This is a genomic window from Verrucomicrobiota bacterium (assembly GCA_039027815.1).
Taxonomy (GTDB): Bacteria; Verrucomicrobiota; Verrucomicrobiia; order Verrucomicrobiales; family JBCCJK01; genus JBCCJK01.
This window is the reverse complement of sequence record JBCCJK010000008.1, coordinates 1-12,697: the sequence shown is the minus strand read 5'-3', so window position 1 is coordinate 12,697 and position 12,697 is coordinate 1. Positions and strand designations below refer to the sequence as shown.

Annotated in this window: 11 protein-coding genes; 10 read left to right on the top strand and 1 reads right to left on the bottom strand. The window is 59.7% G+C overall.

The window, feature by feature from the left end; genetic code table 11:
- The first annotated feature begins 72 nt into the window (after positions 1-72).
- The 5 genes from AAF555_03800 to AAF555_03780 all read left to right on the top strand — a co-directional run bounded on the left by AAF555_03800 (position 73) and on the right by AAF555_03780 (position 2,548).
- Complete coding sequence (locus tag AAF555_03800; GenBank protein MEM6910685.1) at positions 73-888, top strand: TraR/DksA family transcriptional regulator; 816 nt, start codon at positions 73-75, stop codon at positions 886-888.
- Positions 889-927: 39 nt separating this feature from the next.
- The gene (gene rpmG, locus AAF555_03795) at positions 928-1,101 is read left to right on the top strand and encodes a 50S ribosomal protein L33 (GenBank protein MEM6910684.1); all 174 of its coding nucleotides are present in this window, start codon (positions 928-930) and stop codon (positions 1,099-1,101) included.
- An 18-nt stretch (positions 1,102-1,119) separates the two neighbouring features.
- Positions 1,120-1,359 carry a 30S ribosomal protein S18 gene (gene rpsR / locus AAF555_03790; GenBank protein ID MEM6910683.1) on the top strand — a complete coding sequence of 80 codons (240 nt, stop codon included), beginning with the start codon at positions 1,120-1,122 and terminating at the stop codon, positions 1,357-1,359.
- An 81-nt stretch (positions 1,360-1,440) separates the two neighbouring features.
- A complete protein-coding gene (gene folE2 / locus AAF555_03785; GenBank protein ID MEM6910682.1) occupies positions 1,441-2,265 on the top strand; it encodes a GTP cyclohydrolase FolE2 in 825 nt (274 codons plus the stop codon).
- A 148-nt stretch (positions 2,266-2,413) separates the two neighbouring features.
- Entirely contained in the window at positions 2,414-2,548 is a 135-nt protein-coding gene (locus AAF555_03780; protein ID MEM6910681.1) for a DUF2256 domain-containing protein, read from the top strand.
- Between the two features lie 6 nt (positions 2,549-2,554).
- Here AAF555_03780 and AAF555_03775 read toward each other — a convergent pair whose 3' ends face one another.
- A complete protein-coding gene (locus tag AAF555_03775) occupies positions 2,555-3,643 on the bottom strand; it encodes an acyl-CoA reductase (GenBank protein MEM6910680.1) in 1,089 nt (362 codons plus the stop codon).
- A 168-nt stretch (positions 3,644-3,811) separates the two neighbouring features.
- On the opposite strand from AAF555_03775, the gene AAF555_03770 reads away from it, so the two are divergent.
- The 5 genes from AAF555_03770 to AAF555_03750 all read left to right on the top strand — a co-directional run bounded on the left by AAF555_03770 (position 3,812) and on the right by AAF555_03750 (position 12,521).
- Entirely contained in the window at positions 3,812-5,149 is a 1,338-nt protein-coding gene (locus AAF555_03770) for a glycoside hydrolase family 71/99-like protein (GenBank protein MEM6910679.1), read from the top strand.
- Between the two features lie 24 nt (positions 5,150-5,173).
- On the top strand, positions 5,174-7,723 hold the full coding sequence (locus tag AAF555_03765) for a hypothetical protein (GenBank protein ID MEM6910678.1): 2,550 nt from the start codon (positions 5,174-5,176) through the stop codon (positions 7,721-7,723).
- Positions 7,724-7,833: 110 nt separating this feature from the next.
- Positions 7,834-8,991, top strand: coding sequence for an MFS transporter (locus tag AAF555_03760; GenBank protein ID MEM6910677.1), 1,158 nt, complete (start codon positions 7,834-7,836; stop codon positions 8,989-8,991).
- Between the two features lie 97 nt (positions 8,992-9,088).
- A complete protein-coding gene (locus tag AAF555_03755; protein MEM6910676.1) occupies positions 9,089-10,192 on the top strand; it encodes an ROK family protein in 1,104 nt (367 codons plus the stop codon).
- A 40-nt stretch (positions 10,193-10,232) separates the two neighbouring features.
- Positions 10,233-12,521, top strand: coding sequence for a GH92 family glycosyl hydrolase (locus tag AAF555_03750; protein MEM6910675.1), 2,289 nt, complete (start codon positions 10,233-10,235; stop codon positions 12,519-12,521).
- Positions 12,522-12,697 lie beyond the last annotated feature (176 nt).

Here is a 12,697-nt window from a genome sequence, read left to right as displayed (position 1 = left end):
TATTGGTTCACAATCCGGCCCTTGCTCCCGGGCACCGTGGGAGTGGCACCATTGACCAGAGTTCCCACGAAGATGGCGAAGAAGTCCCCCAAGAAAAAAGCAGCCCCCAAGAAGACGGCCAAGAAAAAGGCGCCCGTAAAGAAAGCGGCCAAGAAAAAGGCGGCTCCGAAAGCGGCTCCCAAGAAAAAAGTCGCCAAGAAGAAGGCTGCGGTCGCCCCGAAAAAAAAGGTGGCCAAAAAAGTGGTGAAGAAGGCGGCCCCTAAGAAAGCGGCCTCCAAAAAGAAAGCCGCGACTCAAGTGGCCACGAAAAAAGCGGCCACCAAGCCGCTCGCGGAAAAGCCCAAGCCGAAGAAAAAGGCGACGGCTAAAGCTAGGGCGGCCAAGCCTGAACCGGTCGAGCCCACCGTCATCCCCCTGCCGGTGCCGAAGCTGACGGCCAAGCGCAAAAAATTCCTAGCCAAGCAGAAGGCCAAGTTGCTCGAGCTGCGGGACGAGCTGGTGGACGCCATGGAAGGGGTGGTCGGCAATACCATCCGAGGCGATGGCGATTCCTCCGCCTTCGGCATGCACCAAGCGGACGCGGGGAGCGACGCCTACGACCGGGATTTCGCGCTCAGTTTGCTTTCCCAGGAACAGGACGCCTTCCAGGAAATCGAGCTGGCGCTCAAGCGAGTGGAAGATGGGACCTATGGCGTCTGCGAGGTTTCGCGAAAAGAAATCCCTGAGCTTCGGATGGAGGCCATTCCCTTTGCCCGGCTGACGGTGGAATGCCAGTCCGAGTTCGAGCGCCAGATGAAGTTGTATGGCAACCGCGCTCGGGCCTACTCCGCCTTCGGGTTGGAGGGTTCTTCTGAGGAGAATTCTTCCGAAGATTCAGTTGATGACTGAGGATTCGGCGCTACCATTCCCGCCCTTCCCGCTGAGACCATGGCTAGAGACATCATTACCCTTGAATGCACCGAAGCGAAAGCGCAGGGCAAACCGCCTTCCCGCTACGTGACCACTCGCAATAAGAAGAGCCTACGCACGCCGGGGCGCTTGGAGAAGGTGAAATTCAATCCGTTCTTGAACCGCCGCACCCTCCACCGGGAACTCCGCTGACCTCACTTCTTTTCTCTCATGGAACCCAAGACCAAAGAACGCCTCATCGCCTTCCGCCGGGCCAACAAAAAGCTGCCGGCTCGTCGGCTGAACATCCCTGCGGCCAAGGTCAGCTACCTCAATCCTGAATTTCTTTCCAAGTTCACTACCGAAACGGGCAAGATCATGCCGCGCCGGATTACAGGCGTTTCCGCCAAGCTGCACCGCAAGATCACTCGAGAAATCAAGCACGCCCGCGCCATCAACTTGATGCCCTAAAGGCAGGCCCTTTTCCTAGTTTCTTTCACGAGAGAAGTCTCCGAGACAGGGCAGCCCGAGGCTGCCCTTTTTCGTCCCATCATGACTGCCAAGCCGATCGAGTTTCCGCCCGTCCCGGAACTGCAAGACACCCAAAGCCAGCGCGACCAGCGGCGCATCGCCATCGACCGCGTGGGCGTCAAAAGTCTCCGTTTCCCCGTCCGCATCCGGGATAAAAAAGAGGCGCTCCAGCAAAGCGTGGCCACGGTCTCTCTGGCAGTCGACCTCCCGCACCAGTTCAAGGGCACCCACATGAGCCGCTTTCTGGAGGTGCTCAATGCCCACGGTCCCGAAATCACAGTCACCAACATGGCGGCCATGCCGCGCGAATTGCGCAAGCGCCTGGCCGCGGAGCGGGCGCATTTGGAGTTCCGCTTCCCTTACTTTTTAGAGCGCTTGGCCCCGGTCAGCGGCCAGCCAGGTTTGCTCGATTATGGGGTCATCTTCGACGTCGATGGCACGGAGGAGGCAGTCGATTTCCAAGTGACAGTGGAAGTCCCGGTCACCACGCTCTGCCCCTGCTCGAAGGCCATCAGCGCCCGGGGGGCCCACAATCAACGCGGGCTGGTCACCTTCGCCGTCCGTTTTGAGAGGCCGATTTGGATCGAGGACTTGATCGAATTGGTGGAATCGTGCGCCAGCAGCCGCCTCTACAGCCTCCTCAAGCGCCCCGACGAAAAGCACGTGACCGAGGCGGCCTATGACAACCCGGTCTTCGTGGAAGATCTGGTGCGGAATGTGGCCGCCAAGGCCAATGCGCACGACGACATTCTCTGGTATCGCGTGGAGGCCGAAAACTACGAGTCCATCCACAATCACAACGCCTACGCCTCGATCGAGAAGGACAAGCGGGCGTCCTCTCTCTGATGCCCAGCGGCCAAAAGAGGTTGGGAAAGTCTCTCGCCACTTCTTGAAAAACCGCTGAAAGGGTCGACCAAGCTCGAACCAGTCCGCCCACCCGGGAGCCTCCGCGGGCCATCCCTTTCCTTTTCCCTCTTTCCAAAGAGTAAGCCGGATGGCTCACAAAAAGCCGCACTTGCCTGAGAAAATTTGCCCGGTTTGTGGGCGTCCTTTCGCGTGGCGGAAGAAGTGGGAGAAGGTTTGGGACGAGGTCAAGTATTGCAGCGAACGCTGTCGGCGGAACCGCTGAGTGCTTTCATCCGAAGTCAGTCCATTTCACAAGCGGAGAGAGCACCGCGCGCCCATCTTGGTGCCAGAGGAGGGAGGGCTCTTGGGCTTGTCCGAGCGGGGCCAGGCGGATGGCACCGAGAGGCTCGAGGTAATCCCGCGCCGCCTCATCGAGGGGAAAGGCGCTTACGGTGGAAAGCCCTGGGGCAGTCGGGCCGAGGGCTCGGAGAAAGTCCTGTGGCCGCGGTGGCAAGGGCTTGACCCAGACACATCGGTTCCCCGGGCTGGCCACAAAAGCGCTCTCTTGGTCGAAGAGCACTGTCCAATCGAGATCGTCCTCGCTCGCGAAGAGTCGAACGGTGGGGTCATTGGCGCTCCGGAAGAGGAAGGCTTGCCGGAGGGAAAACACGGCCGAGGCCTCAGCCGAGCTGAGGGGGGAGGCCGGAAGCAGGCTTCGTTGCGCTTCCAGTTCCTGCGCGAGAGCGGCCGCGAAGACGAGAGCTTGGCCCTGGCCTGCGACATAAAAGGCCTGGGGGGAAACGCAGCCTGCTTGGTCGAAGAGGCGGACATCGCGCGCCGCCCGGGCCGCCGCCGGGGCCAGATCGGCGCCTTCCCAGATGACTCCCAGGCTGAAGCGGTGGCCATGCGGCAGGAAGACTTGCTCGGGGCGGAGTTGGCGATGGAGGGCGGCGATGGTTTCATCGTTCCCGAAAACGAGGACCGCCTCGGCCCTCGCCAGCCAGGTTTCGGGCAGGGTCTCGCTGGTTTCGACGAGCCTTTGGAGTGCCTCCGGGAGTCGGGCGAGAAAGGCGCTCACCGCGGGAAGGCCACCGGTCGGCAGCTTGACCAGGTTGTGCGCGCCCAGGAGAAGTCCGCGGAGAAGGGTTTGCAGGGCCGCGTGAGGGGTGTTGCCGCTGACCACGTGGAGCAGGGGAGTGCAGGGTTGGGCGCGGGTTTGCAAGTCGCCGTATTTCTGAAACCCATCCAGCACTTCGGGGTGCCCGAGTTCCCACTCCAAAAGAGAAACAAGCGCCGACTGGCTGACCCGCGAGAGCTCGGGAAAAGGGGCAGCGGCTTGGGCCAAGGCGGAGGCCCGTTCCTGGGTCGAGAGAGGCATGAGCCCCGCAGGCTGCCCTAGGGAGGGGCGGTTACCAAGTCCCAAAGTGCCGACCGCCTTTTTCTTTAGGCTGTTCCTGATGCTTTATGCGCCAGAGGCAGAGGAGCAGCGGGGTGCGATGCAAGAATCCTGTTTCCCCGGACGTCTTTTTCATGAGAAAGCGGCAGTATGGGAAGAGAAACCAATTTACGGAAGGCGCTCTTGGTCAGCAGTATGGGACTCCTCGTGGCGAGTCCGGCCGGAGCGGAAAGCAAGCACGGCCCCAGCAGCCTCTACCCCTCCTACACCGGACGCGTGATGGCGGGTTACCAAGGCTGGTTCCGAGCGGAGGGCGATGAGAGCGGGCAGGGCTGGAGCCATTTCGGGAGCGATGGCCGGTTCGATGCCGCGCATGTCACGATCGATCTTTGGCCGGACGTGTCGGAGTATGAAACCACCTACCCCACGGCTTTTCGCAAACCGGATGGCACAGTCGCGCAAGTTTTCAGTTCGTACGACGCCAGCACGGTCGATCTCCACTTCCGTTGGATGCAGGAGTATGGGGTGGATGGCGTTTTCTTGCAGCGCTTTTTCGAGCGCACCCGGACCCCCGAGCGACGGAAAGCCACCCGCAAGATTTTGGGAGAGGCCCTCCAGGCTTCCCAGAAGTATGGTCGCGCGATGGCCGTGATGTATGACCTCTCGGGCCTGCGCGCCTCGGGGGAAGATTGCTCTTCGGTCATTCAGGATTGGAAGGAGTTGGTCGATGCCATGAAGATCACGAACCAGGGCCCGGACCAGACCTATCTCTACCATCGCGGAAAGCCTTTGGTCGCCATTTGGGGCTTGGGCTTTCCTGATCGGCCTTACGATATCCGCAAGATCGGGATCGATAGGCTGCTCGATTTCCTGAAAAACGACCCGGAGTATGGCGGGTGCTCGGTCATGCTGGGCGTGCCGGCTTATTTCCGGGACTTGGCCATCGATGCCCGTCCCGATCCCTATCTCCACGAGGTTCTGCGGATGGCGGATGTGGTCATGCCTTGGAATCCGCAGCGCTACACCCCGCTGCTCCACGCCGAAAAGGAACGCTTCGCGGCCAAGGTGCGAGAGGACTTGGCCTGGTGCCGCGCCCAAGGCCTGGACTATGCGCCCTGCGTGTATCCCGGCTTCTCTTGGTTCAATCTTAGCCGGGAAGAGTTCGGGGGCGTTCATTCCCTCAATCAGATTCCCCGGCAGAAGGGGAAATTTTACTGGGATTTGATTGCGGGAGCCGTGGGGGCGGAGGCCGAGATGCTTTATGTGGCCATGTTCGACGAGGTGGATGAGGCGACCGCCATTTTCAAATGCGATCTCAACCCACCGGTGGAGGAGGGGGAGGTCCGGTTTTTGGCCTTTGAAGAAGGAGTGCCCAATGACCATTACCTCTGGCTGACGGGCCAAGCCGGGCGACTCCTGCGTGGTGAGATCGACTTGGAGGCCGAGCCCTACCTGCGACTCGACCCTGCCACGCGCGACCAAAACTAGTCCCCCTCCTCCGCTCCCACCCCCATGAAACGACGCGAATTTGTGAGACGGATCGGTCTTTTGGCCGCCTCGGGAGCGACCGCTTCCAGTCGCGCCGCCTCTTGTGGCGGTGCTTGTTGCCCGGTGGACGAGGTGGCCACGCCGGTCGGGGTGCCCAGTCCGGCCCATTCCTTTGAGATGCTCAGTCGCCTGTCTTTGACCGAGCTGGATGACGAGCACGAAGAGCATCCGGTTCTCGTCTCAGACGGTCAGGAAGGGGATTGGATGTTTTCGCTGCGGCGTCTCCCCTATCCCGCAGACCAGGAAGTGATTTCCTGCTTTCGGAAAACCGATGCCACCTGGCGGGAACAAGCGCCCGTCACCTCCGAGGCGGGACAGTTTGAGTATCCCGCTGCCTCCTGCGCTCCGGGAGGTCGACCGGTGGTGGCGTGGAACCAGATCGAGGACGGAGTATGGAAGATCGCCGTCTCGCTCTGGGAAGGCGGGTCTTTTGGGCAGCCTCAGGTTTTTGAGGGGGGGAGGGGGCGCTTTCTCGGCCCAGTGCTTTGCTCGGCCTCCGAGGACCGACATTGGATTGCCTGGGAGTCCTTTTCGCAAGGGCGCTTGAGCCTTTTCCTGAGTCGGTATGAGAAAGGAGCCTGGGCGGAACCGGTGGAAATCCGGGGAGGGGGCGATCGGTCTCTCATGGAACCCGCCCTGGCCGCGGATGAGGCCGGGCAGCTCTATCTCGCGAGTGGGGTCACGGAGGGGGTGGACCGCCATGTCGAACTGCGGATTTTCAACGGCAGCCGCTTGGCGCTCGAAAAGACCGTCCCGATCGCCGAAGGCGGCGGCCTGCGTGATCGGGTCAATCTCAACACTCACCCGGCGGTCGGGATCGATGAGAAGGGCAGGGTTTGGGTGAGTTGGGAAAACAACCGGGAGACCAGTCGCCTGGAGGATGGAGACAACTTCACCGGCGATCGCATCTGCGGCTTGGTCTGCTACCACGAGGGCCGCATTCTGGAATGCTCGCGCAGGGGTCGCTTTGTTTTCGCTGGCAAGAACGATCACCTTCCGACTTTTGTAAAAGACCCAGCAGGGCATCTCTTTTTGGTGACAGCCTGCGGGGGCGATTTTTCGGGCAGCCCTTTTTGGAAGTATCGCGTTTCTTGGCTGGATGGGGAATGGGCCGAGCCGGTGGAGTTTTTCCAGACTCGGCAAAAAGGGGATTTGTTTCGGCCGGCCGTGTTGGTCGACTCAGACGGAAGTCTCGAAATGGCTTTCGTGCCGGAGGAGACTTTTTCGAAGGAAGACGAGAACCCTCTTTTGGAAGAGGGGGTGGTGCGGCAACGGGTTAATCAGTTGGAACTCCTGCGGTGGAGCGGGCCGACCTTCGGCGCCGAGGAGGGTGCGCTGGCGCTGAAGGAAGCGATCGTGAAAGAGGCGGTTCCGAGGGAGAACTTTTTCCCGGTCTTCAGCGGGCGGCCGAGGGTGGCGCGTCGAACCAAGGAGCTGGGAGGAGAGATCTACACCTTGGTCTTGGGCAATTTCCACGAGCACTCCAACAACTCCAGCTGCTGGCCGGCCGGGTGTGATGGGACCGTGCATGATGATTACCGCTTCGGAATGTTCTCCGAGGGCTATGATGTCATGGGGAATACCGATCACGGCTACACCATGACCGAGGTCTACTGGCGCAAGAGCCTGCGGATGGTGCAGTTCTACCAGGAATCGGAAGCCTTCCTCCCGCTGCCCGCCTTTGAGTGGACCCTGAGCAACGGGCGGAAGCGGGAAATCGGCCACGGAGTGGGCCACAAAAACTTGGTTTTCCCCTCGATCCAAGAGGCCCGGAAATTCGTGCGGAATCGTCACGAGATTTTTTCAGTCCATAGCCCCGAGACAGAAAACGCGACCAAGCTCTGGGAATTTTTGCGGGAGAGGGAGATCGATTGTGTGACCATTCCCCATCACCCGGCCGATGAGGTGCACCCGACCGACTGGGAGGTGCATGACCCTCGCTACCAAACGGTTGTCGAAGTCTTCCAATGTCGGGGGAATGCCGAGTATCCCGGATGCCCGCGCGAGCTGAACGTGAGCCGCCACCGCCCCATCCAAAACGAGAAGGCTTTCCTCGACTACGCGCTCCGTGAGAAAGGCTACCGCATGGGCTTCATCGCGAGTGGCGATCACAATGGGATCGGGGTCGGCCTGGCCGCGCTCTGGGTCAAAGAGCTGAGCCAAGCGGGCGTGGTGGAGGCGCTACGATCTGGAAGGACCTTTGCCACGACGGGGGACAAAATCTTCGTCGATCTCCATGTCAATGGAGCGTGGTATGGCCAGCCAGCCGGCCTGGCCGCGGCCCCGCGTTTGCAGATCCAGGCGGAAGGCGTCTTGCCACTCGAGCGAGTGGAGATCTTGCGGGACAGTCGGGTCATTGCCACGATCGAAGAGGGCCTGGAGGGAGCACAGTATGCTGGCGAATTTGTGGATGAGGATTTCGCTGAGCAGGGGGGTGGCGCCTACTATTACCTCCGGGTCACCCAGGAAAATGGGCACCTCGCCTGGTCGAGCCCCATTTGGTTGGAAGCTTGAGGAAGACCGATTTTGCTCGGATTTTGAGCTTGTGTCTCTCTGACAGCCCCGCTAGTTGAAAGCCGCCCAAATGGGCGCTTGTCCAACCCCAGCTGTCTACGCAACCCCTCATGAAAACCCTTCCCATCTTTCTTGCATTCCTCGTCATGGGCGTGGCTGATGCCATGGGCCCGATGTCGGCCGCCGTGAAGGAGAACTACGAGCTGAGCAACACGCTCGCGACGCTTCTCCCGTTCTTTGTCTTCATCGCCTTCGCGGCTTTCAGCGTCCCCGGTGGGGTTTTGGCCGCACGCATCGGCAAGAAGAAGCTTCTCCTGCTGGGCCTCGGGCTGAACGCCTTGGCCATGCTGATTCCGGCCTTGGTCGATCCAGGTTTTGTGGTGCTGTTGGTCTGCATTTTCGTGCTCGGCGTGGGCACGACCTTTTTGCAAGTGGCTGGAAACCCGATCATGCGAGATGTCAGCTCGGAGGGAGCCTACAGCCGAAACCTGAGTTTGGCGCAAGGGATCAAGGGTCTCGGCAGTACGGCTTCAGCCTACCTCGTGAGCATCATTGCCACGATTGCCCTTTTCAAAGGCATGGAGTGGCGAGGCGTTTTCCCCATCTTTTTCGTCTTGATGGCTCTGGCTTTCGTCTGGGTGGCCTTCATGAAAATCGACGAGGCCAAGGCCGAAGTGCCCCCGAGCATTGCTTCCAGTTTGGGGCTTCTCAAAAAGCCCGTTTTCGCCCTGGCTGTGCTCGGAATTTTTCTCTACGTCGGCGCGGAAGTCTGCATGGCGACCTTTCTCCTTCCGATGCTCAAGGAGATCGGATTGGATGAGCAGGCGGCGGCCAGCTTTGGCCCGGCCTGCTTTTTCTTGGTGGTCACGATTGGACGTTTGGTGGCAGGCGGGGTTCTCACGGTGATTTCGCCGCGCACTTGTTTCATCTTCTCAGCGCTGCTTGGTTTGATCGGGGTGGTTCTTTTGATGCTTGGAATCAAGGCCTTGGCGGTCGTGGCAGTCATCTTGGGAGGCCTCGGCTTTGCCAACATCTGGCCCATGCTTTTCTCCATTACGGTGGAGGAAGATCCCGATCGGGCGAGCGAGCTGAGTGGTCTCATGTGCATGGCCATTTCGGGCGGGGCCATCGTGCCGCTTTTGATGAGTCGCCTGCTCGATTTGGGAGCCGGCACCTGGGCCTTCATCGTTCCGGCTGTCTGTTTTGCCTATCTCCTGGTGCTCTCTCTTTTGGGAGGGAAGAAGAAGGCCGTTTCCCCCGAGGGCTAAGCCCGGTCCGCACGGGAAATGACCTCGGTCACGAGGGCGATTTCTCAGGCAGGGCCGCGCCAGTCGCACCTCTCCTCCACCCCCAACAACACGAAAAATGGATCTCCACTCTGACCAACGCGTCGTCATGACCCTCGATGCCGGGGGCACCAACTTCCGCTTTTCGGCCATGCAGGCAGGCAAGCCGGTGGTCGAAGAAATCGCCAAGCCCTCCCACGCGGATGACCTCTCGGCTTGTTTGCAGGGAATCGTGAGGGGATTTGCCGAAGTGAAAGAAAAGTGTCCGGCCCCGCCCCAGGCCATTAGCTTCGCTTTCCCCGGGCCCGCTGATTACCCCAACGGCATCATCGGAGACCTCGGCAACTTGCCCAGTTTCCGTGGAGGCATCGCCCTCGGGCCGATGTTGCAGGGAGAGTTTGGGATTCCCACCTTCATCAACAACGATGGGGATCTCTTCGTGTATGGCGAAGCCATTGGCGGCCTCCTGCCCGCTGTGAACAAGATGCTGGCAGAGAGTGGCAGCCCGAAGCGCTACCGGAACCTTTTCGGCATCACGCTCGGAACCGGCTTTGGCGGCGGGATTGTGCGCGATGGGCAGCTCTTTATAGGAGACAATTCGGGGGCGGGCGAAGTGTGGCTTCTCCGCAATAAATTGGCCCCGGAGATGAACGCCGAGGAGGGGGCCAGCATTCGCGCCGTCCGTCGGGTCTACGCGGAGAAGGCGGGAATCACTTTGGAAGAGACTCCCGAACCGAAAGACATCTACGAGATTGGGATGGGAGAGCAAGCCGGCCACCAAGCGGCGGCGGTCGAAGCCTTCCGCACCATGGGCGAAGTGGTGGGGGATGCCATGGGCCAAGCTTTGACCTTGATCGATGGCTTAGCGGTCATCGGAGGAGGCCTCTCGGGGGCTTCTCAGCTCTTTTTGCAACCGCTGGTGGACGAGCTGAATGGCCATTACACGGGGCCGGATGGCAGCCCGTTCCGTCGCCTCGTGCCGCAGGTTTACAATTTGCAGGACGAGTCGCAAGTCCATTCATTCCTAGAAGGGGATCGCCGGACCGTGACGGTGCCCGGAACCGATCAAAAAGTCAGTTACGACCCCCAAGCCCGCCTCGGAGTCGGCATGTCCCGGCTGGGAACGAGCGAGGCAATTGCCATGGGCGCTTACGCCTTTGCCTTGAACCAATTGAATGGCTGAGCCCATCTTCAGCGTAATTTGACCCTCATCTTTTCTCTCCATGACGAATCCTTTTACTCGCAAACCCTGCTGGGCCGCTCTCCTCGCAAGCGGCCTTCTTCCTCTCGGCCTTCAGGCGGAGGGCGTCATCGATCCCTTGGAATACGTCGATCCTTTCATCGGCACCGGGGGCCACGGGCACACCTTTCCGGGGGCGACCGTTCCCAATGGCATGGTCCAGCTCAGCCCCGACACCCGGCTGCTGGGTTGGGACGCCTGTGCGGGCTATCATTACAGCGATACTTCCATCCTGGGTTTCAGCCACACTCACATGAGTGGCACGGGCATTGGAGACAAGGGGGATGTTCTTTTCATGCCTTTCGTGGGCAAGGGCCAGCGAGTGGCAGGCAAGGCGGACAATCCCGACTCCGGGTATCGTTCCCGCTTCAGCCATGAGCGAGAGGAAGCCTCTCCCGGCTACTACCGCGTTTGGCTGGAGGATTACCAGATCGACGCCGAGCTGACAGCTTCTCCCCGAGCCGGCTTTCATCGTTACACCTTCGAAGATGCTTCCGAGGCCGGCTTGGTCATCGATTTGGCCCACACCATTCATGGCCACCAAAATCCAGTGACCGAATTGCGTGCCATCAGCGATACCGAGATCGAGGGCTACAAGCGCACGCGAGGTTGGGCGCGCAATCACCACGTCTACTTCCACGCCAAGTTCGACCAACCTTTCACGGTCCAACTGTTCGAAAACGGCCAGGAGTTCACCGGCAAGTGGGCCATTGCTAGCGGGAACGTGCAGGCCATTCTCCGCTTCGAGACGGAGGGCGAGAAGCAAGTCCAAGCGAAGGTCGGCATTTCCTCGGTCGATTACAAGGGTGCCCGCCAAAACCTTGAAAGCGAAATCACTGATTGGGACTTTGATCGTGTTCGCCAAGAAGCCGAAGCCGCTTGGAGTGAAAAGCTCCATGCCATTCAGGTGCAAGGGGGAAGTGAAGACGAGAAGACCATCTTCTACACCGCGCTCTACCACACGGCCCTCGCTCCCTATCTTTTCGTGGACGTGGATGGTCGCTACCGCGGCATGGACCAGCGCATCCATGAAACCGAAGACCAAGTCTACACCGTGTTCTCTCTCTGGGACACCTTCCGAACCTTCCATCCGCTGCTGAACATCATCGATCCGGAATACAACAATGACCTGGTGCGGACGCTCCTCCACCAATATGATCAAGGCGGGATTCTTCCAAAATGGGAACTCGATGCCAACTACACCGGCACCATGATCGGCTCCCACGCGGTCAGCGTGATTGCTGAGGCTTACATGAAAGGCGTGCGAGACTTCGATGTCGAAAAGGCTTACGAAGCCATGAAAAAATCGATTCACTTTCGAGAGGACAACGACTTTCTTTACCCCAATGAAATCGTGCGGGAAAAGCTCAACCCGATTGGCAAGTATTACAACGATACCAAGGGCTACATCCCGAGTGACAAGGACGTCGAGTCCGTGGCCAAGGCGCTCGAATATGCGTACAACGATTGGTGCATGGTTCACATGGCGAAGGCCCTCGGGAAAACCGAAGACGTGGCCCTCTACCAGGAGCGCGCCAAACGCTATGCCACCTACTTCGATCAAGAAACGGGATTCATGCGTGGGAAAATGGAGGATGGCTCATGGCGCGAACCCTTTGATCCCAAAAAGTCCCAGCACCGCGCCGACGACTACTGCGAGGGCAATGCCTGGCAATGGACCTGGTTTGTGCCCCACGACGTGCCCGGCCTGGTCGATCTCTTCGGAGGAGTCCAGCCTTTCACCGAAAAGCTGGACGAGCTCTTCACCACCAGTTCGGAGCAAGTGGGGGAAGAAGTTTCGGCGGATATTTCAGGCTTGATTGGTCAATATGCCCACGGCAACGAGCCAAGTCACCACATCACCCACATCTACAACTATGTGGGCCAATCGTGGAAGACGCAGAAGCTCGTCGATCAAATTCTCGATACGCTCTACTTCAATGACCCGAATGGTCTTTCGGGAAATGAGGACTGCGGACAGATGTCCGCTTGGTATATCATGAATGCCATGGGCTTCTACTCTTTCAGCCCGGTCGATCCAGTCTACTCCATTGGTCGGCCTATCTTTGATGAAGTGGTCATTCCCATGACCAACGGGAAGGAATTCACGGTCCGGACGGTGAACAACAGTCCGGAAAATCTTTACATCCAAGAGGCCACCCTCAATGGAGAGAAGCTGGAGAAGCCCTTTTTCACCCACGCCGACCTCAAGGCCGGGGCCACCTTGGAATTTCTCATGGGCTCCGAACCGAACGCCAACTGCTTCAAGTAGCCGTCTTCCTCTCTCAAGTGTTCTCATACCAACCACCAGAATTCACTGGAAGAATGGAGGGGAGGTGTTGTGGGGAAGAGGCGCTGAAGCGCGGGGAAGGGAGAGCCGGAGTCTTTCGAGCCAGCCCTGCGTTGCTCCTCGGTTACGGTGCCTGCACCGCGCCCTCGTCGCGCCTT